The organism is Roseovarius pacificus (genome assembly GCF_900142665.1).
GTDB lineage: Bacteria > Pseudomonadota > Alphaproteobacteria > Rhodobacterales > Rhodobacteraceae > Roseovarius > Roseovarius pacificus.
On sequence record NZ_FRBR01000002.1, the window covers coordinates 328,449 to 349,678 of the forward strand.

General features: G+C 59.0%; 20 protein-coding genes. 11 read left to right on the forward strand and 9 right to left on the reverse strand.

The genetic code is table 11. The annotated features are described in order from the left end of the window. Nucleotides 1-152: 152 nt before the first annotated feature. On the reverse strand, nt 153-803 hold the full coding sequence (locus BUB53_RS07155) for a GntR family transcriptional regulator (protein WP_073034063.1): 651 nt from the start codon (nt 801-803) through the stop codon (nt 153-155). Between the two features lie 119 nt (nt 804-922). Here BUB53_RS07155 and BUB53_RS07160 point away from each other — a divergent pair, with 119 nt between their 5' ends. After that, on the forward strand, nt 923-1,777 hold the full coding sequence (locus tag BUB53_RS07160) for an isocitrate lyase/PEP mutase family protein (RefSeq protein ID WP_073034006.1): 855 nt from the start codon (nt 923-925) through the stop codon (nt 1,775-1,777). A gap of 229 nt (nt 1,778-2,006) precedes the next feature. Here BUB53_RS07160 and BUB53_RS07165 read toward each other — a convergent pair whose 3' ends face one another. Together BUB53_RS07165 and BUB53_RS07170 are read right to left on the reverse strand one after the other, a co-directional pair. Continuing rightward, on the reverse strand, nt 2,007-2,783 hold the full coding sequence (locus tag BUB53_RS07165) for an SDR family oxidoreductase (RefSeq protein ID WP_073034007.1): 777 nt from the start codon (nt 2,781-2,783) through the stop codon (nt 2,007-2,009). Between the two features lie 42 nt (nt 2,784-2,825). Then, nucleotides 2,826-3,725, reverse strand: coding sequence for an NAD(P)-dependent oxidoreductase (locus BUB53_RS07170; protein ID WP_073034008.1), 900 nt, complete (start codon nt 3,723-3,725; stop codon nt 2,826-2,828). 239 nt (nt 3,726-3,964) lie between these two features. Between BUB53_RS07170 and BUB53_RS07175 the strand changes: the two genes are divergently transcribed. The 6 genes from BUB53_RS07175 to BUB53_RS07200 all read left to right on the forward strand — a co-directional run bounded on the left by BUB53_RS07175 (nt 3,965) and on the right by BUB53_RS07200 (nt 10,641). Then, nucleotides 3,965-4,996: a TAXI family TRAP transporter solute-binding subunit gene (locus tag BUB53_RS07175; RefSeq protein WP_073034009.1), complete on the forward strand. Its 1,032-nt coding sequence runs from the start codon at nt 3,965-3,967 to the stop codon at nt 4,994-4,996. Between the two features lie 72 nt (nt 4,997-5,068). Further along, nucleotides 5,069-7,021: a TRAP transporter permease gene (locus BUB53_RS07180; RefSeq protein ID WP_073034010.1), complete on the forward strand. Its 1,953-nt coding sequence runs from the start codon at nt 5,069-5,071 to the stop codon at nt 7,019-7,021. 31 nt (nt 7,022-7,052) lie between these two features. Further along, nucleotides 7,053-7,973, forward strand: coding sequence for an NAD(P)-dependent oxidoreductase (locus BUB53_RS07185; protein WP_073034011.1), 921 nt, complete (start codon nt 7,053-7,055; stop codon nt 7,971-7,973). Then, nucleotides 7,970-8,818 (forward strand): isocitrate lyase/PEP mutase family protein, encoded by an 849-nt coding sequence (locus BUB53_RS07190; protein WP_073034012.1) that lies wholly within the window; start codon nt 7,970-7,972, stop codon nt 8,816-8,818. The genes BUB53_RS07185 and BUB53_RS07190 overlap by 4 nt, the downstream gene beginning before the upstream one ends. Before the next feature lie 52 nt (nt 8,819-8,870). Next, on the forward strand, nt 8,871-9,284 hold the full coding sequence (locus tag BUB53_RS07195; protein ID WP_073034013.1) for a carboxymuconolactone decarboxylase family protein: 414 nt from the start codon (nt 8,871-8,873) through the stop codon (nt 9,282-9,284). 22 nt (nt 9,285-9,306) lie between these two features. Beyond that, a complete protein-coding gene (locus tag BUB53_RS07200) occupies nt 9,307-10,641 on the forward strand; it encodes an MmgE/PrpD family protein (RefSeq protein ID WP_084728977.1) in 1,335 nt (444 codons plus the stop codon). A 34-nt stretch (nt 10,642-10,675) separates the two neighbouring features. Here BUB53_RS07200 and BUB53_RS07205 read toward each other — a convergent pair whose 3' ends face one another. The 3 genes from BUB53_RS07205 to BUB53_RS07215 form a co-directional block, all read right to left on the reverse strand. Next, on the reverse strand, nt 10,676-11,359 hold the full coding sequence (locus tag BUB53_RS07205; RefSeq protein WP_073034014.1) for a GntR family transcriptional regulator: 684 nt from the start codon (nt 11,357-11,359) through the stop codon (nt 10,676-10,678). Between the two features lie 135 nt (nt 11,360-11,494). Further along, nucleotides 11,495-12,301: an SDR family oxidoreductase gene (locus BUB53_RS07210; RefSeq protein WP_073034015.1), complete on the reverse strand. Its 807-nt coding sequence runs from the start codon at nt 12,299-12,301 to the stop codon at nt 11,495-11,497. Nucleotide 12,302: 1 nt separating this feature from the next. Continuing rightward, nucleotides 12,303-13,640, reverse strand: coding sequence for an MmgE/PrpD family protein (locus tag BUB53_RS07215; protein WP_073034016.1), 1,338 nt, complete (start codon nt 13,638-13,640; stop codon nt 12,303-12,305). Between the two features lie 204 nt (nt 13,641-13,844). On the opposite strand from BUB53_RS07215, the gene BUB53_RS07220 reads away from it, so the two are divergent. From BUB53_RS07220 to BUB53_RS07230, 3 genes are read left to right on the forward strand one after another with little or no spacing between them, the layout of a single operon-like run. Further along, entirely contained in the window at nt 13,845-14,294 is a 450-nt protein-coding gene (locus BUB53_RS07220; protein WP_143163158.1) for a tripartite tricarboxylate transporter TctB family protein, read from the forward strand. Nucleotides 14,295-14,303: 9 nt separating this feature from the next. Then, a complete protein-coding gene (locus tag BUB53_RS07225) occupies nt 14,304-15,845 on the forward strand; it encodes a tripartite tricarboxylate transporter permease (RefSeq protein WP_073034018.1) in 1,542 nt (513 codons plus the stop codon). Nucleotides 15,846-15,877: 32 nt separating this feature from the next. Then, a complete protein-coding gene (locus BUB53_RS07230; protein ID WP_159437773.1) occupies nt 15,878-16,819 on the forward strand; it encodes a tripartite tricarboxylate transporter substrate binding protein in 942 nt (313 codons plus the stop codon). 192 nt (nt 16,820-17,011) lie between these two features. Here the strand turns inward: BUB53_RS07230 and BUB53_RS07235 are convergent, their stop codons facing one another. Together BUB53_RS07235 and BUB53_RS07240 are read right to left on the reverse strand one after the other, a co-directional pair. Further along, nucleotides 17,012-17,422, reverse strand: a complete 411-nt coding sequence (locus BUB53_RS07235; protein WP_073034020.1) for a transposase — start codon at nt 17,420-17,422, stop codon at nt 17,012-17,014. 90 nt (nt 17,423-17,512) lie between these two features. Further along, nucleotides 17,513-18,451: a dimethylarginine dimethylaminohydrolase family protein gene (locus BUB53_RS07240; protein WP_073034021.1), complete on the reverse strand. Its 939-nt coding sequence runs from the start codon at nt 18,449-18,451 to the stop codon at nt 17,513-17,515. A gap of 112 nt (nt 18,452-18,563) precedes the next feature. On the opposite strand from BUB53_RS07240, the gene BUB53_RS07245 reads away from it, so the two are divergent. Beyond that, nucleotides 18,564-19,499 (forward strand): LysR substrate-binding domain-containing protein, encoded by a 936-nt coding sequence (locus BUB53_RS07245; RefSeq protein ID WP_073034022.1) that lies wholly within the window; start codon nt 18,564-18,566, stop codon nt 19,497-19,499. Between the two features lie 43 nt (nt 19,500-19,542). Here BUB53_RS07245 and BUB53_RS07250 read toward each other — a convergent pair whose 3' ends face one another. After that, nucleotides 19,543-21,177 (reverse strand): amidohydrolase, encoded by a 1,635-nt coding sequence (locus BUB53_RS07250; RefSeq protein ID WP_073034023.1) that lies wholly within the window; start codon nt 21,175-21,177, stop codon nt 19,543-19,545. Between the last annotated feature and the right edge of the window lie 53 nt (nt 21,178-21,230).

Consider the following 21,230-nt stretch of genomic DNA (forward strand, 5'->3'; position numbering starts at 1 on the left):
TGGTCTTTCCCGGCGTGGAAACGGCAACCTCCCTGCCTGTCCACGCCCGTGGTGCATCTGCAACGATTGTATACAACGAGTTCGGAAGTCAACAGTCAATGACGGCATAAGGCCGCATCACGCCGGGCGGTGCCGGGGACGGTGGCGCGGCGTCACGAGCCGGCGAGGGCCGCATGGCCCGCACGTATATGGGCCTGCATCAGGGATTGCGCCCAAAGGCCGTCGCGAAAGCCAAGCGCCGTCACGATTTCGCGGTGGTGCTGCATGCTGCGTTCGAGGCTGTCGGGGGCGTAGTGGGCATAAGTTCTCAGCACCAGGGGCATATTGGTGATCTGGCGGACCATCAGGCCCAGCCGGGCGTTTCCCGACGCCGAAAGGATGTGGGTGTGATACTGATCATTCAGCTTTGCGAAATGTGGAGAAGATGGATATTTTTCATGTTTTACAATGTCTTCCATCTGATCGCACAGGTGAGTCATCTTATCCAGGCGGGCGCTGTCGATCTTGTCTGCGGCCAGTGCGGCGGCATGACCTTCGAGCAGCACCCGCAAGTCGAAGATCTGGTCGATCTCGGCCTTGTCCCACCGGGCGACCCGTGCCCCGGAGTTGCGCGAGATCGTCACCAGCCCCTCGTTGTCGAGGCGGCGCAGGGCGTCACGGATGGGGGTGCGGCTGATCCCGATCAGGTCGACCAGTTTCTGCTCCGTCAGATGGGCGCCCCCCTGCCAGTGCCCCTTCAGAATGCCGTCGCGGATCGTCTCATAGGCCTTGTCGGCGGGTCTTTCCCGAGGTGTCTTGGTCACGGTGATGCGCCTTGTCTTGCCAATCACATCGTATACAATATAGACGTTATCGCCAAACGGACAGCCCGCGCAAGCGGGTGCCGTCCCCGATCACATCCAGATTTCCAAAAGGAAGCCGAATGCATTCTCTGAAAGCCCGTTTGTCTCAGCCCGGTCTCGTCTCGGCCCCGGGTGTTTTCGATATGATATCCGCCAAGATCGCCGACGGGATGGGGTTCGATGCGCTTTACATGACGGGGTATGGCGCGGTTGCGTCGTATCTGGGGCTGCCGGATGCGGGGCTGGCGACCTATACCGATATGGTCGGTCGCGCCGGTGCAATGGCCCAGGGTAGCAAGACGCCGCTGATTGCCGATGGCGATACCGGTTACGGCGGGTTGCTCAATGTCCAGCATACGGTGCGCGGGTACGAACGCGCCGGCGTTGCGGGCATTCAGCTTGAAGATCAGGAAGTGCCGAAGAAATGCGGGCATACGCCGGGGCGTCGCGTGGTCCCGACGGAGGAGATGGTCAAGAAGATCAGGGTGGCGGTCGAAACCCGCGACAGCGATGAATTCCTGATTGTCGCGCGTACCGATGCGCGCACCACGCTGGGTATCGACGAAGCGATGCGCCGCGTCGAAGCCTATGACAAGGCGGGCGCTGACGTTCTGTTTCTGGAATCCCCGGAATCGGAAGAGGAAATGGCGCGAATCGGGCGCAGTTTCGACAAGCCTCTCGTCGCGAACATGGTCGAGGGCGGGCGGACACCGATCCTGTCGCGCGCGCAGCTCGAGGAACTGGGCTTTTCGCTGGCGATCTTTCCGGCCTCGGGGTTCCTGGCCGCAGCGGCGGCGCTGCGCGAGGTTTACGGGACCATCGCCGGGAAGGGCTCTACCGACGAGATTCAGGAGACCCTTTATCCGTTTTCGGAATTTTCCAAGCTGATGGGGTTTCAAGAGGTGTGGGATTTCGAAAGAAAACACGCCGATTGAACCTCGACCCTGGACGATGTCAGGCAGATTCTGGCGAGTCACCGCCAGGGCAGGGGGGCTATCTTCCGTAGCGCGCAAAGGCGGCGGCGCATGGAATGGCCGCCGCCGATTCTGACGAACACATGGTCCGGGTGCCATTGCCCGTCGGATCAGGCCCGTATTCGCTGAATTCGGCAGCGCCGGAGTTCTGAGGCGAATTTCGGGCCAAATCCGTTCCGCCAGACAGTGTCTAGATGCCGGGCGTGGCGCCGCCGTCGACAATGAAGGTCGAACCAGTAATATAACCCGCCTCTGGCGAACACAGATAGCCTACCATAGATGCGATATCCTCCGGTTTTCCATAGGCATCAAGTCCGAGGCGGTTTTGCAATCTCTGTTTTGCTTCTGTCCGCGAGATGCCGTTCTGCACCGCGAATGTATTGATCCGGTGCGTCAGGCGATCCGTTTCTATGTGGCCTGGGCATACAACATTGACACGCGGTGCGCCGGGGCGTTTCGAGATGGCCTTGGAGAAATTGATCAGCGCCGAATTCACGGGCCCCCCAATGGAGAAAAGCGGATCGGGCGTTTGCGCGCCGATTCCCGAGATGTTCACGATGCATCCTTTGCTTGCTTCGAGGCTTTCCCAAGCGGCGCGGCAAAAGCGAACCGTCGCATGGTATTTGAGCGCAAACCCCGAAAGGTGAAGATCGTCGCTGAGTTCCAGGAAGTCGCCGCGTTGGGTGTCGCCTGCATTGTTGATCAGGATGTCGATGTGCCCGAAGTGCCTGATGACATGCTTTATCACTTCGCCGGGGGCGTCCGGCAGGCTCAGATCCGCAGGAAGGGCAATGGCGTCCTTCGTGCCAAGCTGTTTGGCTTCGGTAACGACGCTTTCCAGCGCGGCACTGTCGCGTGCCGTGAGGGCGAGTGAGCAGCCTTCGGTGGCGAGCCTCAGTGCAATGGCCCGTCCCAGCCCGCGGCTGGCTCCGGTGACGACCGCGACGCGGTGTTTTGAAAGGGTCATGTCGTTCTCCTGTAACGCTTTGGAAATGACACTCGGTCGAGGTCAGGTTCCGGCATGCACTTCGTGCTTGGCCCATTGCTCGATAACACGAAGAATTTCCGTCATGTCGACGTCCGGGCCCAGGTGATCCCTGGTCAGGTTCAGCATCTGGCGTACCGCTGTTCCGACCGGCATCGGTACGCCCATGCGGTCGGCCTCTTCCAGGCATAGCCTTGCATCTTTGGCCGAGAGCTTGATCGGCATGCCGAAGTCGAAGTTCCGGTTGAGCATATGCTTCGGGAATTTGTCGGTCGTCGTGGTGTTGCGGCCCGAGCCTGCATTGAACACATCGAGCATTGCCTGCGGATCAAGCCCGGACTTGGCGCCAAGTACCATCGTCTCGGACGTAATGGCGAGGGCCGCGGTGGACATCAGGTTGTTGAGGACCTTCATCGTCTGGCCCTGACCGGCAGAGTTCCCGACAACGAAGACATTGCCAAGGGTCTTCAGGGCGGGCACGAGAGCCTGGACCGTTTCAGAAGGACCGGCCAGCATCAGTGCAAGCGTTCCTGCCCGCGCTCCCTCGGCTCCGCCGCTTACCGGGCAGTCGACCAGCGTTCGCCCGGCTGCCGCAGCGGATTGCGCGATGTCCTTTGCGACCTGGGGACCGGTTGTGGAAAGATCGACAATCACACTGGCGCCTTCGGCTGTCAGAAGGCCGTCTGGCCCATTGACGACCTGTTCGACCACATTGGGTGTCGGCAGCGAAAGAAGCGCGACAGGCGCCTGTGCGGCGGCATCCGTTGCTGAATCAGCTACCGCTGCGCCCGCCTTGCGGATCGCGGTGCGTGCGGTTTCGCTGGGGTCGTAGGCGATCACGGAATATCCGGCGTCGATCAGGCGCGTCGCCATCGGGCGCCCCATCGTTCCAAGGCCGATAAAGCAGAAGTCATAAGTACTCACGTTGAAGTCCTGTCCTGTGGGTGGGGAATCTGACGCACGAGACGGTGGGCGCGCCGCTCTGAGTTCGGTTTTGTATAACCATCATACAATTTTTTTTCTGTCAATAATTGACTCGCGGGTGTTTCGGAGTATCACTTGTCGTATCTTAAGATTGTATGACTGAATGATTCAATGAGGGATTGGTCATGCGATGACTTGAGTTCTGTCGGCTTCTGGCTGGCCTTTGGGAGGAAATGCAAATGATTGATAAAATGAAGCGTAGTATCGTTTTTTGCGGAATCGCGGCGACCGCAGTCGGGGTTTCGGGGGGTGCCGTTATGGCGCAGCAGGCGTTGGGCAGCCCGGATTGGGATTACGAGATCGTTCTTGGCGGGGGATCGGCGACAGGTAACTCGCGTGTTCTTGCCGGCGCGCTCGGAAAGATCATCACCGAGAACGTGGAGGGCGTGCGGGCCAGCGGCGCGGTGTCGCCAGGGTTTGATGCGGAAAGCGCGATCCACACGCATGAGGGGGCCTGGCATGGTGGGGTGGGGACGCCCTTGACCATTAAAAATGCTGTGGATGGGGTTGCGCCGTTCCCGAGTGAGGGTGTTGCGCTGAATTTCTGGTTCTACCACAACGAGGTGCCGCTGAATGTCCTGGCCCGGGCCGATACCGGCTTTACTCAGGTTTCGGACCTGAAGGGGGCAACGGTCGCATTGGCGCCCAAGGGGACATCCAACTACCAGTTGACCGAGATCGTCTTTGGTGCGGATGGCGTATCTCTGGACGATGTCAACGTTCGGTACATGGATACGTCCGAGGCTATATCGCAACTTCAGAACGGAAACATCGATGCGATGTCTTATGTGCGCGATTATTCGGGCGCGGTTCTGGAACTGACCACGTCGCGTGAGGTGACGTTGCTTCAGCTCTCGGAGGAAGCCTCGGCTGAAATCTCCGGGCAGCTGGAATGGGCCGGACCTGTGGAGTGGCCGTTCAAGGCTGAATACCCGGATATGAATGTTCCGGAGCCCGGGCAGGTCATTGTCTCGCCCGAGTTCATGTTCCTCGATGCGGATTTGCCGAACGATCTGGTCTACGCCATGACCAGGGCGGTTTGGGAAAACATCGAAGTGGTCAACCGCAGTTCCAAGGTGTTCGAGGATGTGAATCTTCAGGAGGCGCTTAAGCGGGTGCCGATCGCGCCGCATCCGGGTGCGATCATGTACTACAAGGAAATGAACGTCCCCGGCTGGGAACAGTACAAGGATCTCCTTCCCAGCGAGTGAATTTGAAGAGGGCAGGGCGGCAACGTGCCGTCCTGCTGCACACACCATTCAAACTCGGCGAATTGTACTCCCATGAACACTGACAAGAATAGCGCTGCCACAACAGCGGAAGTCGCTGCGCCTCCTGCAACGGACAGCCCCCACTTTATCGACAATCGCGGACCGGTCGGGAATTTCATTACCGGCGCGATCGCTTTGGTGCTGTTCCTTTACCCAATGTATTGCGGCTTCTTTGGGGGGCCGCCCTCGTTGCAGTATCGGCCTACCTATCTGGCCCTGATCCTGGTGCTGACGGTGCTGATCCTGCCATCGGGGATATTCCCCCGGCATTCCCGGCGGGAATGGGGGCTGAACGCCGTGATCCTTGCGGGCGCCGGTGCTTGTGTTTGGGTCGCAATGAACTGGCTGGATTTCTCGCTGGTTTTCACATTGTCTCTTGCGGAAAAGATCGGCTGTGCGGTGCTGATCCTTGGCGCCATGGAAATGACCCGGCGTACCGCGGTCAAGCCGATGAATTATGTGGCGGTGGTCGCCATTCTCTACGCGCTGTTCGGCTATATGCTGCCCAATCTTTTTGGTCACGCCGGTTTGACCGTGGACCGGTTGCTGTGGAGCCAGATATTTTCGACCGACGGGTTGTTCGGCACGCCTCTGGCGATTGGTGCGAATTACATTGGCTTGTTCGTGTTTTTCGCGGCTCTGCTGGAGTGCAGCGGTGGCGGACAGAAGTTCATGAATTTCACCCTGGCTCTCGCCGGGCGTTTCCGGGGCGGGCCGGCCAAGGTGGCCATCCTTGCCAGCGCGCTTATGGGGATGATGTCAGGAAGCGCGGTTACGAACATCGTGACAACCGGGGTCATCACCATCCCGATGATGAAGCGCGTGGGGTATCGTGGGTCCTTTGCGGCGGGGGTCGAGTCGACCGCTTCGCTCGGGAGTCAGATTACGCCGCCGATCCTTGGGGCAACGGCGTTCCTGATGAGTGAAATCACGGGATATCCTCTGATTACGATCATGGGGCTGACGCTTGTGCCCTGTCTGCTGTTTTATTTCTGTATTTTTGCGCAGGTTCACCTGGCGTCGATCAAATACGACATCGAGAAGATCGATCCGTCGGAGTTACCCGACCTGCGTCGCGCTGGTCTTGAGGTGATCCCGTTCTTCGTTCCGATTGTCGTTCTCGTCGTGTTGCTGTGGAATCGCTATTCGGCCGATTATGCCGTGTCGCTCTCGATCATCTCGTTTCTGGCGGTTTGCCTGCTGACCCGCGAGACCCGGAACAGCCTGTTCGCCAACTTCATGACCGGCATGCGCCAGGGGGCAGCCACCTGTATTCCGCTGGTCGGTTCACTGGCTATCGCAGGTGTTATCATTGGCGTGCTGACGATGACCGGGCTCGGTGACCGGCTATCCTACCTGATCGAGATCGTTTCCGGGGGGAACATCCATGTCATGATTATCATGACGGCGGTGACCTGTATCCTTCTCGGCATGGGGATGGTGACGGTTGGAGCCTATGTCCTTGTTGCTGTCACGGTCGCGCCGCTGATGGTTGACCTTGGGATCGAGCTGATCGTTGCACATCTGTTTATTTTCTACTTCGCCGTGATGAGCGCCATCAGCCCGCCTGTCATGGTCGGGGTTTTTGCGGCTGCCTCGATCGCGAATGCCGATCCGATCCGGACTGCCCTGCATTCGTTGCGCCTGTCCATCGTCGGTTTCCTGGTGCCCTTCATCTTTATCTACGATCCCCGGATCTTGATGATCGGAGGGATCACATTCCACGGCATATACCTGCTGTTTTCCGTTGTGATTGCAGTGCTGGCGCTTGCCATCGGTTTCGAGCGCTACACCTTTCACAGGCGCATTCCAACCTGGCAGGCATGCCTGTTTCTGGCGGCGGCTTTCGTGACGATGATCCCGTCGATCATGCTGAGCACGTTTGGCCTGATCGCCATCGGCGCCCTACTGGCATTCGAGTATTTTATCCAATCCCGCAAGATCGGCTTGGGCCGTGGCGATTGAGCGAACGTAGAATTCTGAGGAGCGAAATGAAATGAACAAAAATTGCGTCGGTTTGATCGGGATCGGTATGATGGGGGAACCCATGGCGCGGAACATCGCGGCGGCAGGGTTTGATCTTGTCCTGTGTGACGCGGACCGGGGCAAGGCGACCGGGCTTGCAGAAGAGATTGGTGCGCGCGCCTGTGCGACGCCTGTTGAGCTGGCACGAGAAACGCGCATGGTGATCACAATGCTGCCGAACAGCGCCGTCGTGGGCGAGGTGCTGTTCGGAGAAAATGGCTTTGCATCTGCCGCTCAGGCGGGAACCCTGGTTGTGGACATGAGTTCGGGGGACCCGCATGCGACGATCGGTTTCGGGGAGCGCCTTGCAGACGCGAAGATCAGGATGATCGACGCGCCGGTATCAGGGGGCGTGCCGCGTGCGAGAGCCGGGACACTGACCATCATGGTCGGGGGCGACGAAACGGCCTTTGGCGAAGCGGAAAGTGTACTGAATGCCATGGGATGCCCCACGCATGTCGGGATATTCGGTGCGGGGCAGGCAATGAAGGCGCTGAACAACCTCGTTTCGGCCGGTGGGTTTCTCATCGGGATTGAAGCGCTGTTGATCGGTCAGAAATTCGGCCTGTCGCCGGATGTCATGGTTGACATCCTCAACAGTTCGTCAGGCATGAACAATTCGACCAAGAACAAGTTCCGGCAGTATGTTTTGTCCCGCGATTTCGACGCCGGTGGCTTTGCCATTTCTCTCATGGCGAAAGATGTCGGAATAGCGATGAACGTTGCACATGCCACGGGGACGCCAGCGCCGTTTGCCGCGCATTGCGCGGATGCCTGGGCCGCCGCATCGAACATGCTTGGAGCGAAAGCAGATCACACTGCCATTACCCGCATGTGTGAGGCTTTCGCAGGAATCGAGCTGAAAAAAACCGATCAGGAGGCGGCTCAATGACAGAACGTTCAGCCCGTTTCAGGGCGCTTTTTAACGAAGGCCCTTTCGTTTGCATGGGGGCGCATGATGCCCTGACAGCGAAAATCGCCGAAGAAGCCGGGGCCAAGGCTATCTATATCAGCGGGTTTGCCGCATCGGCCATCGTTGCGGGGGCACCGGATACCGGGGTACTGACCCGGCAAGAGATGTACGATCACATCCGCCGTGTGCATCGTGGCACCTCCTTGCCGCTTTTTGCCGACGCCGACACCGGGTATGGCGACATCGACGATGCCGTGAAAACCATGCAGATGTGGGAAGAGGCCGGTGCATCGGCGCTGCATTTGGAAGATCAGCAGATGCCCAAAAAATGCGGGCATTTTCCCGGTAAGGAACTCGTTACACCGGAAGAGATGGTGGCCAAGATCGAGGCGATGCTGGCCGCTCGAAAAGATCCCGACTTTTTCTTCGTGGCGCGCACCGACGCGATTGCGGTGACCGGCCTGCAAGATGCGATAAGCCGGCTCGAAGCGTATGCCGAGGCGGGTGCAGACGGGCTTTATGCGGATGCGCCGGAAAGTATCGAGCAGATGCAGGAACTGGCTCAGGCGATTAAGCCTCTGGGCAAGCCTTTATTGTTCAACATGGCGCGCTCGGGCAAGAGCCCGGTGCTGACCATGGATGAAGCCTATGAGCTCGGCTTCGATTACTGCCTCTGCCCGATTGAGCCGATGTTGACCGTCCATAAGGCCGTGGGGGACATGATGCGCAGCTTCATGGCTGCGCCCAGCACGGAAACAATCGCGTCGGGTATGACGGAATTTCATGAATTCAATCGTTTCGTCGGTGAAGAGACGGACGTCTGAAACGAGGCTTTGAAGCCTGAAGCGCCTTCCAAACCAAATAAGGAGACTGAATATGGGTATCGATCCGAAAGATGAAAGCGAGCTGTTCAACAAAGGGCTTGGCATCCGGCGTGACGTTCTGGGGGCGGCGCATGTCGAACGGTCGTTGAGCGCGGCCGATGACTTCACTGCCCCGGTTCAGCGCCTCGTGACCGAGTATTGCTGGGGCGAGATCTGGGGCCGTTCCGGCCTTCCTCGGGAGACGCGGAGCATTATAAATCTTGCGATGCTGTCGGCACTGAACCGTCCGCATGAGGTTCGGCTGCATGTGCGAGGCGCGCTCAACAACGGTGTTAGCCGGGAAACCATTCAGGAGATCATTTTACAGGTTGCCATCTATTGCGGTGTACCCGCGGCCCTGGACAGCATGAAAGTTTGCACGGAGGTGTTCAGGGAGATGGATGAGGAGGCCACCGCTTCGAACTGAGGCTGGCACGAAGGATATAAGCATGAACGATCTCAGCAAATTACTGGCTCGCACTATTGTTGCCAGCCGACCGGACTCTGTCGATGCGGATGCGTCGGCAGAGGCGCATCGCGCTCTGGTGAATTACGTCGGCTGCGCCTTGGGCGGGGCCGACCACGAAGCAATGGATATCACTCTGGAGGCCTTGGGGAGGTTTTCTGGTGCGGGCCACGCGGATGTTATCGGGCGCCGTGAGAAGGTGGATATGCCGCTTGCCGCGCTGCTCAACGGAATCAGCTCTCATGTTCATGATTTCGATGATACGACGCCCAGCAATTACATTCACCCGACATCGCCCGTCGCATCTGCCCTGTTTGCCTGGGCGGCGGTGAATCCCGTGTCTGGCGCTGACTTTGTTCATGCCTTTGCCATTGGGTTCGACACGGTCACGCGTATCGGCGATGCCACTTACCCCAACCACTACGCGGCAGGGTGGCACAGCACCGGGTCGATTGGCATCTTTGGTGCCGCCGTCGCTATCGGCAAGCTGATGGGGCTGAACGAACAGAAAATGCTGTGGGCCATTGGCCTTGCAGCGACGCAGGCTTCGGGTATTCGAGACAATTTCGGGTCCATGGCCAAGGGGTTCCATCCGGGGCATGCGGCGCGCTGTGGGCTCGAAGCGGCTTTTCTGGCGCGGGCCGGGTTCACCACGGGGGCAACCCCTCTGGAAGGTCCGCGCGGGTTCGCCGCGGTCACGGCCGGCGGACAACTGGACGCAGACGGCTTTGTCGATGGTCTGGGCGAGATGTATCGGTTCGGGGGCAATACCTACAAGCCGTATCCTTGTGGCATCGTTATTCACCCTACAATCGAGCTGTGCAGTTCGATTAATGCAGGGGGGGTATCGCCGGAAGATATCGAAGCGGTGGAACTTCGCGTCGCGCCGTTGGTCAGGGACCTGTGCGATCAACGCCCGACATCGGGCTTGCAGGGCAAGTTTTCGATCTACCATGCCGCGTCCATCGGCTTGGTTCGCGGTCAGGGGCAGCTTTCGGAATTCACGGATGAGGCCATAAACGACCCGCAACTCGTGGACATGCGCGATAAAGTGACGGCCGTTGCCGACGATTCCGTCGGGGAAGATTCGGTTCGTGCGATTGTGACGCTACGCAATGGACAGAAGATCGAGAAGTTCCTCGAAGCCTCGCTTGGAAATCTCAAGCGCCCGTTGAGCAATGCGCAACTGGATGACAAGTTCTTCAATCAAATCTCTGTGCTGGACGAGGGGCAGGCCCGGCAGGTGCTCGACCTGTGCTGGAATATCGGCAGCATCGGGAATGTCGGTGATCTGGTGCGCGCCGCAGTGCCGCACTGAGCATCCGGGCGCGCCCGAGTTACCCGGCGCGCCTTTAATCGGCTTCTTCTTCGATAAGGGGAATGGCGGCGGCGGCGGCATTGCCTATATGTATCCGGGCGAGTTCGGCCGCTTTGTCTGCATCACGAGCCAGAAGGGCGTCTACCAAGATGTCCAGTTCCTTGATGCTTTCCTTGATCCGGCCCGGAGCTTTGAGGGACGTCGCCCGCAGCAGCGTGATCCGCGAATTCATCATGTAGATGCAATTTCCGAGTGCTTCGTTGTTGGCGCCTTCGACAAGGCAGTCGTAGAAGTGGTTTTTAGCGGCCAGACGGCCTTGGGGATCTTGTTTGCGACACGCCGCGCGCAGGCTCGACAGAGCGGCTTTCAGGGTTTTTCGCTGCTCATCGGACGCGTTTGCCACGAAGAGGCGACAGGCGAGACTTTCGAGTTCCTGGCGCACCTCATAAATGCCTTCAGCCTGCTGGCGCGAAATCTTTGTGACGAATGGTCCGCGATGCGGTTCGACAGTCACGAGGCCCTCGGATTCAAGCTGACGCATGGCTTCCCGGACAAGTGTTCTGCTGACGCCGGTCATCTCGCAAAGCTCGCGTTCGGGCAGGTGATCGCCGGGTTTGAAGCGACCGATCGCGATGGCGTTGCGGATACTTTCGGTCACGCTGACGCGCAGGGGGGCTGCCACGCGGTCAACGCGGAACATGCTGTCGTTCTTCGTCATAGAGGAGCGGATCCTTCCTTGTGGAGATTCTTCGTTCCGAGTGGCCGGTGCGCTGTGGGCGGGTTTGCGCAAATATTCCTTACATTCACTCGTAATACAATCTTAGTGCATTTCCCACCTTACAGCGAGAGCCTTCTAGGCAGCCAGCCAGCCGCCGTCTACAGGGAATACGGTGCCGGTGATGTCTGCACCGGCGTTTCCGCAAAGGAAGACGAGCATTTCACCTATGCTGTCTTCGGATATGAAGCGACCGATCGGACTGCGCTTGGAGGCGTATCGCTGGGCCAGGTCGTCGAAGTTTTCTCCGGACTCGTCGGCCATGCCCTTGATTCGGTCGAGAATGGCCCTGGTGCCGACAGAGCCGGGGCAGATAACGTTGCAGGTAACGCCCGTGCCAGCCGTTTCGATGGCAATGGCACGCGCCATGCCAATCAGAGCGGTCTTGGTGGTGACATAATCGATCCTGTTCTCGGCGCCGCGCCAGCCGTAGTAGGAGGATATGTTCACCATACGCCCCCAGCCTTTACGTTTCATATGGGAAAGCGTGAGGCGGGCGGTATTGAAGGCGGCGGTGAGATTGACGTTGATCGAGCGCTCCCAATCGTCCGGATTGAAATCTTCGAGCGGGCTGAAATGACGGACGACCGCGTTGTTGACAAGGATATCCACCCCGCCAAACCTGTCAGATACGGTCGCGATCATGTGTTCGATGTCAGAGCGTATTCCGACGTCGGCGGCGACATAGATTGCATCCACGCCATAGCTGTCGGCCAGGTGTTGCGCCCTGGGCTGGATGTCCTTTTCGGGTGCGATGCCGTTAAGAACGATATTCGCCCCGGCCGCCGCAAGATTTTCTGCCAGTGTGAAGCCAAGCCCGTCATTCGAACCGGTCACAAGGGCCGTTTTTCCTGCAAGAGTGTTCTGTCGGTTGCGTCTTGCCATGTCAGGCCCCCGTCATCCGAATGATGTTGCCCGCGTTGGCTGAGGTGTCGATCGACCAGAGCGCATCAAGCAGGGCGCGGTTGTCACATGACGAACCGGCGCGCGACGCCGCAGCCATCAGTTTCGCCTCGAGTTGCGCATCGCTCATCGGGTTTTTGCGCGATCCGGCGGCATCGGTGATGTCCTGGGTCATGGATTGCCCGTTCTTCAGATGAACCACAATGCGGACGGATGTGATATCGCGGTCCGGTTCGTCGATAAAGGAAACCTCGGGGCGGCCGATATTCAGTGTTCTTTGCGCTGCCTCGTCTGAAAATTCATCGAGAGTGGCCGTGCCCGTCAGCAGAGCTATGGCAATGGCGTGCTGTGCGCTGACCTGTGTCGTGCGGCCCGTTGCCGCCCTGGGGCGGTCGGTGCGTTCCTGGAGGAGCGGGTGCCCGAACAGTTCGATTCCGGTGATCTGATCGAGGCTCAAGCCATGGTGTTCCCTAAGGTCGAGAATGCCTTGGATGACCGGGTTGAGTACGATCCCCACTGGATAGGGCTTGTATGTGTTGGTCGCGAATTCCCAGATCTGCCCCAGATCGTCAGTCAGAGCTTCGGGTGCAGGGGTGTCTGAATACACGTTAAGATAGCCCAGTCGCGCGGTAAGCGGTGCGTCGGTGCCGCCACAGCCATGCGCGGCAAGGATCGCAGACATATAGCCATTGCGCGCCGCATTTCCCATGCTGACACTCTTGGCGCCGGTCCCGAGCATTTCGGCCATTCCTGCGGATTGGGAGGCGGCGCAGGAGAATGCATCAATCATTTGCTCGGACGTCAGTCCCAGGAGCCGTCCGCTGGCGGCGGCGGCGCCGAAGATGCCGCAGGTGGATGTGATGTGCCAGCCATGGGCGTAGTGATAGGGCGAGACCGCGTTGCCGATCCGGCATTCCACTTCGCAACCGATGATGAAGGCCTCAAGCACGTCGCGCCCGCAGGTGCCATGTATCTCTGCATGGGCAAAGAGAGCAGAGAAAACAGCCGCCGCGGGGTGGATTATGGTTGCTTCATGTGTATCGTCGAAATCGAAGATGTTTGCCCCCGCAGTGTTGATGCTGGCGGCAAGGGGCAGGTCCACGCGGTCGGGGCGGCCGATCAGCGTACAGTGAGAGCCACTGGAGAACGGCAGGGCGGCGGCCAGCATGGCCTTGGTCGGCTCTTCCCGGCAGCCGGTAAATGCTGTTGCGAAGATGTTCACAAGCGACCGGCGCCCTTCGTGCAGCACAGATTCAGGGAACCCTGAAAATCCGCTGGCGAAGTCTGCCAATACGCTATCGTGTGTTTTTTCAATGCGCAATTTATCTCCTCCAGGTGCGTTAGGTGTATGGTATATTGAGCAATTTTCGAATTCTACACTTTATAAGATTGTATGATTCAAATATTGACAGATGATTTAATCTATCTAACTTGTCGTGAGGTCTGGCGCAAGCTTGACAACGGTGCGCGCTGGCCCGTTCGAGGGTAACACAAGCCTCGTAACAGGGGCTCGGGAGGAGGAAGCGTGAGACGACTGGATCTCTTCGGGGGAGTGTTCTTCACGGCATTGGGTCTGGTGATGATCTTTGTCATCATTCCCTGGCAAACCGAGGAGGGTATGTATTACGGATTGCCGCCCACGTTCTTTCCCACCTTGCTGGCGGCGGGGCTTACGATATGCGCCGTCGGGTTGACTGTGCAATCCCTGATCCGGGGGCGGGCCGGGCACGAGGGCCGTTCAGCACCGATTAGTCGCTGGAACCTGTTGATGTTCGGGATTCTGGTGTCCGCGATTTTTGCAGGCATCGTTATTATCGATCTGATCGGAATGCTTGTCGGGGCGCCGCTGCTCATTGCGGTGCTGATGTTGTTGCTGGGAGAGAGGAGTGCCCCGCACATTATGGCGACCGCAGTTTTGCCTGTCGGTGCAATCTACTATCTCGCGCTCTACGTTCTGCATACGCCGGTTCCCTGAGGCTTGCCGATGTTGGATTATCTTGTCGCCGCAGCCTCTGAAATATTCACTCCGCTCGTTCTTGCCTCTATCGTGATCGGTGTTCTTATCGGTTATGTCGTGGGCGCTTTGCCGGGCATGAACCGCACGACAGCCATAGCGGTTTCGCTGCCATTCACCTTCGCGATGTCACCGGCGGCGGCGTTGTCCTTTCTTATCGGCATAAACAAGGGCGGAGCGGCTGGGTCTGCCGTTTCCGCCATTTTGCTGAATGTTCCGGGTGAGCCTTCATCGGTTGTGACGACCTATGACGGTTATCCGATGACAAAGCAGGGCAAGGCGCAAAAAGCGCTCAAGGTCGCGCTTGTGGCGTCCGTCGTCGGCGACGTGCTGGCGACGATGGCGTTGATCCTGCTGGCACGCCCGATCGCCAAATTCGCAATTGGCCTGGGGCCTATCGAACTGGCGTCGATCCTGATTTTCTCGATCACGTTCATTGCCGCGGTCTCAGGGGAAAACTTTTTCAAGGCATTGATCGCCGGTTTTCTGGGGTTGCTGTTGTCGGCGCCGGGAATCGATGCGGAAACCGGCCTTCCGCGTCTGACATTCGGCTTTCTGCAACTCTATGATGGCGTGCCGCTGTTGGCGGTTGCCATTGGCACGCTCGCCCTTTCGGAAATCCTGTTTCAGGTCGATAGGGGATGGCGCGGCGGATACCAAAATCCCCGAAAGGGCGTCGAGACAAAGGATGCCAGAGATTCCAGCTTTTCGCTTGCAGAAATGAAGCAGGTCGCACCGGCGATACTGCGAGGGTCGCTGGTCGGCACGATCGTCGGCTTGTTGCCCGGTCTGGGTGCGACGCTGGCTTCGTTCCTGTCCTACACATGGGTTCGTCGCAGTTCGGCTCGTTCCGAAACATTCGGCAAGGGGGCGCCAGAAGGCGTTGCCGCATCGGAATCGGCTGACAATGCCACGGTCCCCGCGTCACTGATCCCGGTTTTCGCTATCGGCGTTCCGGGGAGTTTGTCGACCGCGTTGCTGATGGGCGCTTTCATGATGCACGGGCTTACGCCCGGACCCTTCCTGTTTCGGGACAGTGGCGAGGTTGTATTCGCCATTTATCTTGGAATGATCCTGGCTTCCGTCGCTCTGTTGGTGATCGGGATGTACGGACAGAAGCTGTTTACGCTGATCGTACAAATACGGGCCACCGTCATAATGCCGACAATTGTCTTTTTATGCATCGTCGGCGCTTACATGGAAGGCGGCGGAATGTTCGGCGTCTATCTCATGCTGATTTTCGGGATCGTCGGCTATTTCATGAAGAAACTCGATTATTCTTTCGTGACATTCGTCGTCGGCTATGTCCTTGGGCCGATGGCCGAGCTGACCGTCCGGCAATCCTTGATTTTATCGAACTCTGATCCGGCGGTTCTGCTGGATCATCCGATTGCGATCCTGTTCCTGCTGCTGGCCGTGTTCTCGATCTGGCGTTTCAGCATCGCCGGGGTCAGATCCTCGACGAGGGACGGGTCGCAAAATGCAACCACCAAGGGAGGAAATAAGTCATGAAAATCAATAGAAGGCGCTTCTCGGCGCTTGCCATGAGCCTTGCGGCGTTTGGCATGTCTGGCGGGCCTGTGCTTGCACAGGATGATTGGCCTGCCGATGCAATCACGGTTGTGGTCGCTTATCCCGCCGGAGGCGGCACAGACACGGCCATACGAGCGATGACCGAGATTGTAACTGAAGAACTCGGTCAGCCGATCCTTGTGCAGAATGTGGGGGGTGCCGGGGGCGGTGTCGCCGCAAGTCAGGTGGCGCGCGAAAATGCGGATGGCTATACGCTGCTCGCCACGAACTCGACGTCGATCACACTTGCGCCATTGGTGCAAAAGGGGCTCTATGATATGGACAGCTTTGATCATGTTGCCATTCTGGGGGACTTCCAGAACGCAATTTTCACCGGGCCGGATCAGCCCTACAACACGCTTGACGAACTGATTGAAACAGTGAAGTCCGAAGGACGGGCAATGACATATGCCAGCCAACTGGCGATTGACCGGTTGCTCATGCATTACATAGCCAAGGAACGCGACTTCGAGTTGCGCCCGGTCCCCGTTAACGGCGGCAGCGGTGCCGTGCAGGCGGTTCTTGCGGGTGATGTCGATGTGGCCTTCTCAGGCGGGTCATGGCGCCCCATCGTCGAAGCCGGAGACGCCAAATCGTTGTTTGCGGCCTCCTATGACAGGCTCAAGGTTGCTCCTGATCTGACGTCGATGAAGGACCTGGAGTTCGAGTTTGGCGTGACCAGCCGCATTTCACTGCATGCACCGGCGGGTGTTCCGGCCGAGCGTCTTGAAAAGATTTCTGCTGCCTTCGGGAAAGCCGTGAATGGTGAAATGGCTCAACGAGTAGGGGAAAAGCGTTCTATGGACATGACTTTCCGTGGATACGATGAGGCTGGAAAGCTGATGCAGCAGGAACGTGAAACCTATGAACATATCCTGGACGCAGTTGGCCCCGAAACTTTGAAGGGGCAATAAGACCGGGATATATTAATGCAGCGGCGCTGTGGTGCCGCTGCATTTTTCCTGGAGAGAGGCAGAAGCGAAAGGTCGGTTTGACTGCCTCAGCAGGTGGTGCTGTCGACCAATTCGAACTCATCTCAGCCGGACCGGGGGATCTGCCCTTTATGCCATGCAATGGAGTTGGAGTTGCCCCCGTTTGATGGACGGTTATGGGCTTGGAGAGTCCAGCCCTTCAGCAGCAGTCCTTTCGTGGTTGATGGGTGACGTATAGCCCAAAGCCGAATGCCGGCGAGAGGGGGTGTACCAGTCTTCGATGAACTCGACGCAGGCGATACGGTCCTCGACCTTGGTCTTGAATTTACGGCGCTCAGGCAGTTCGCAGTCGAGGGGGGCCAATAAGCTTTTGCAGATCGCGTCGATTACCGGGTGCGCCCGCTGACGCGTGCCCATGGCCCAGCCGAGCGCACGGCGGCTAGCGGCCTGTCTGACCCATTCGTGGATCGTCGCTGCGCAGGGCTCATATTCCCGCGCCAGACTTTCAACACTGCGCCCGGTTCGAACCAGCGCGACCATCTGTTCCCTGAATTCCGTCGGGTACGGGTTCCTCGTTCCCGGCATGAAAAACACTCTCCTTCATCAAGTGAAAAGCGTCCATCAAACCGGGGGAAGTCCGGATTATGGGCCGTCACTCTTTGTTTTGAGAAGTAATCAATGCGGATCGCGCCGCAGGGATTGCGCCATGCAGTGAATGCCTCCGCCCATCATGGTGAACATGCTCATTTCCGGGTCATATACTTTGAAGCCGTTTGCACGCAGTCTGGTTGCGAGGTCTTTGCTGTCTGCGGGAACAAGTACGCGATCTTCGCCAAGCGACATCACGTTGCAGCCCAGGGCCATCGTGTCCCTGAAGCCGACCGGGATCAATTCGACCTTGCGCGATTTCAGCCAGTCGATCACGTGATCGGGCGTGGTTTCGAGGCAGATCGCTGCGCATTTGGGGGCGATCATGCAGACCATCAGGTCGATATGGACATAGAAGGGGTCGATATAGGCGTAATGGACCTCCCACCCTTCTTTTTCGACCCATGCGCCGATCTGCCGGGCGGAAACCTCTTCGCAGCGCATGCCGGTATAGCCGATCAGCACCGCGCCGGGTTCGACGATGTGGAAATCGCCGCCCTCGAAATTGCCGGCCGTGACCATGTCGTAGACGGGTATCCCGGCATCGAGGTAAAAGCGCAGGGCGGCGGCGTATTCGCCCCGGCGTCGCGGGTTGGCCATCTGGGTGATGACCGCGCCCCAGGGTGTCATGAAGCTGGAATCGCGGGCATAGACGCCGTATTTGAGATGCTCATCGGCGGGCAGGGTGTGGATGGTGACGCCTGCATCGGTATAGGCCTCGCACATCTCGCGGTACTGGCGCATTGCCGACTGGTGATCCCATGAGCGGCCCAGTTGAGCCGATTCACGGTAAATGGAACTGAAGGCCGCGTTGTCCATGTGGCCGAAGGTTTCGACCGGGCCGAGCAGGACATCGCGCAGGACGCCGTATTCGGACTCGATCCCCCAGTTCTCGAGTGGCGGCGTTCCGCCATCTGTCCGGCGGGCCTGCAAGGGCGTGGTGCTGAGGGGGTTGTCCTTTGGCATTGGTCGTTTTCCCTGATTGTCCGGGGATCACGATATGCCTGAAGTCATTTTGTTTCTAACGAATAAATCTGGTTAAATAGATGAATTGAAGTCATCGATTGCGGGGGCAAGCATGAAAATCGGAGATACATGGGTTTCCCTGAACGCCTTGCAGACATTCGAGGCGGCCGCGCGGCACGAGCATATGGGCCGCGCCGCGCAGGAACTGAACGTAACCCAAAGCGCGGTCAGCCATCAGGTGCGCGCGCTGGAACGCGCCCTTGGGCTGCACCTGTTCGAGCGACGCGGGCGGCGGATCGAGGTGAACGCCGCGGGCGAGCGATTGCTGCAATCCATCCAGAACGGCTTTGACGGGATTTCCTCGACGGCATTGGCGTTATCGACCGACGCTTATTCCGGGCAGGTGTCGGTCGCGGTGCCGGTATCGTTGATGGTCGAGTGGCTGACCCCCAAGCTGGCCATGTTCCTGAGCCGGTTTCCGCAGCTTTCGTTACGTTGCACCTATTCCGAGCGTTCGATGTCGGTTCTGCCGGCGGATGTGGACATGGCGATCGTGTTTTCGGCTCATGTCTTTCCGGGCTTTCAGGTCACGCCTTTCCTGCAAACCGCGATCTTTCCCGTTTGCGCGCCTGAACTGGTGCATGGATCGCTGTCGTTGGAGCCGGAGGTTTTGAAACGGGCCACCCTCATTCATGAGGACGATGGCGAGATCTGGGCGCAGTGGTTCGCCAGCCGGGGCATCGCGCAATTCCGTCCGGCCCGTGATATCTATGCCGGGTCGCATCACGATGCGGTGGCATTCGCCCGGCACGGTGCCGGGTTTGCCATGACGGACTGGTTTCTGGGCGGGGAAGCGTTGCGCGCGGGCAATCTTGTTCAGGCGTTCGGGCCGCATGAATTGAATCACGAGGGGTACTACATTGTCACCCGGAGCAACCAGCCAGGCGACAGCCCGGTGCAGGCGTTGAAAGACTGGCTGTTGCGGGAAGCGGACAGGCCGCGTGGGGCGGACCAGCCGCCCTTGATGCCGCGCCCGGTACAGGGGTGATCGGGGCCGTTTCCCTGATCGTCCGGTATCGTCCTTGGGGAACTCAGGCCGTTTCGGAGCGGGAGAATATCCGCTGTCCGCCGATATAGGTTTCGGCAACACGCATTTCGGCGATCCGGGGATGCGGGCAGGTGAATATGTCATCCTCGAGAACGGCGAAATCCGCGAGCCTGCCGATGGTGAGCATACCTTTGATGTTTTCCTCTTTGCCGGCATATGCGCCAAGGATGGTATAGGCCTGAAGCGCCTCGAAGACGGTGACGGCCTCATCGGCGTACAAATCCCCGCCGGTCGAGCTGCGGCGATTGACCATGGCGTGAATGCCGCGCATCGGGTTGGGGTGGCAGACCGGAGAATCCGAATGGCCCGGCGCGATGATCCCGGCGTCGATCATGGTGCGATGCGGCCACATATAGCGCATCGCATCCGCGCCCCGGTTGCGAATATAGGCATCGCCCAGATCATAGGCAAAACCGGTTGCCGATGAGCAAATCACCTTGAGGCGGCTCAGGCGGTTCAGGATGGCGGGCGTGACGTTGCAGCAGTGTTCGACGCGCAACCGGTGGTCCTTGACCGGGTGGTGATCCAGCGCATGTTCATAGGCGTCGAGCACAAAGTCGATCCCCCGGTCGCCGACGCCGTCGGCCCCCACCAGAAGGCCCGCCTTGTGGGCGCGCAGAACCCGTTGGTTGAAGTCCCCGGCCTCGTACAGCAGCATGCCGCGGTTTTCGTCGGGTTCACCGATGATTTTCTCGCCGACATAGGGATCGTAATACGCCGCGGTGCGGCCGCTGGTCGAGCAGTCGGGGCACCATTCGACCCCGGTCAGCCGTATCCATTCGTCGCCGAATCCGGTGCGCCATCCCGACCGTATGATCGCGTCGATCAATTCGTCCTCGCGCCCGCTGGCCAGCAGGCCGACGCGCATGTGCAGATGGCCCGCTTCGCGCATTTGCTGATAGGCCTCGATGCCCTGGGTCGAGGCCAGTGCGTTATGTACCGAGGTCACGCCGTATGTCGCGAAATCGGCAAAGACACGTTCCAGCCCGGACATGAAATCCTCTGTGGTGAATTCGCTTTGGCACAGGTTGACCACGGCATGCGCCGCCGTTTCGCGCAAGAGCCCGGTGGCTTGCCCCGTTTCGGGGTGGCGGTCGATGCGCCCGAACGGAGGATCGGGGGCGTCATGATCGAAGCCGACTTTCTTTAGCGCGGCACTGTTGGCGAATCCCAGATGCGCGTCGCGCCGGTACAGAAAAGCAGGGCGCCCGCCTGCGGCGTTGTCGAGTTCATCGCGCGTGGGATAGCCCCCCAAACGCAGATCGTCATAGCCGAAGCCGACGAACCAGGCGTCCTGCGGGGTGCCCTGGGTCTTGTCGCGCACCAGTTTCAACAACCCGGGCAGGGTGTCAGGGCCTTGCGACAGGTCGCACCAGCGCCCGAGCCGGGCGCCGTGCATGTCCGGGTGGCAATGGCTGTCGATGAAGCCCGGCACGACGGTGCGACCACGGCAGTCGATGACCTGTGCGCGAGGCGCCAGATCGCGGATTTCGGTGCTTGAGCCGGTGGCCACGATCCAGCCGTTCGAGACGGCCATCGCCTCGATGAACTCCCCCGGAGCCTGCATTGTGGCGATCTTGCCGTTTATCACGATCGTGTCGATGGGGCTGATTTCCATGATGTGCCATGTCCTGTCGGTTCGGGTTGGTGTGGTCTTTCGAAGATTTACCG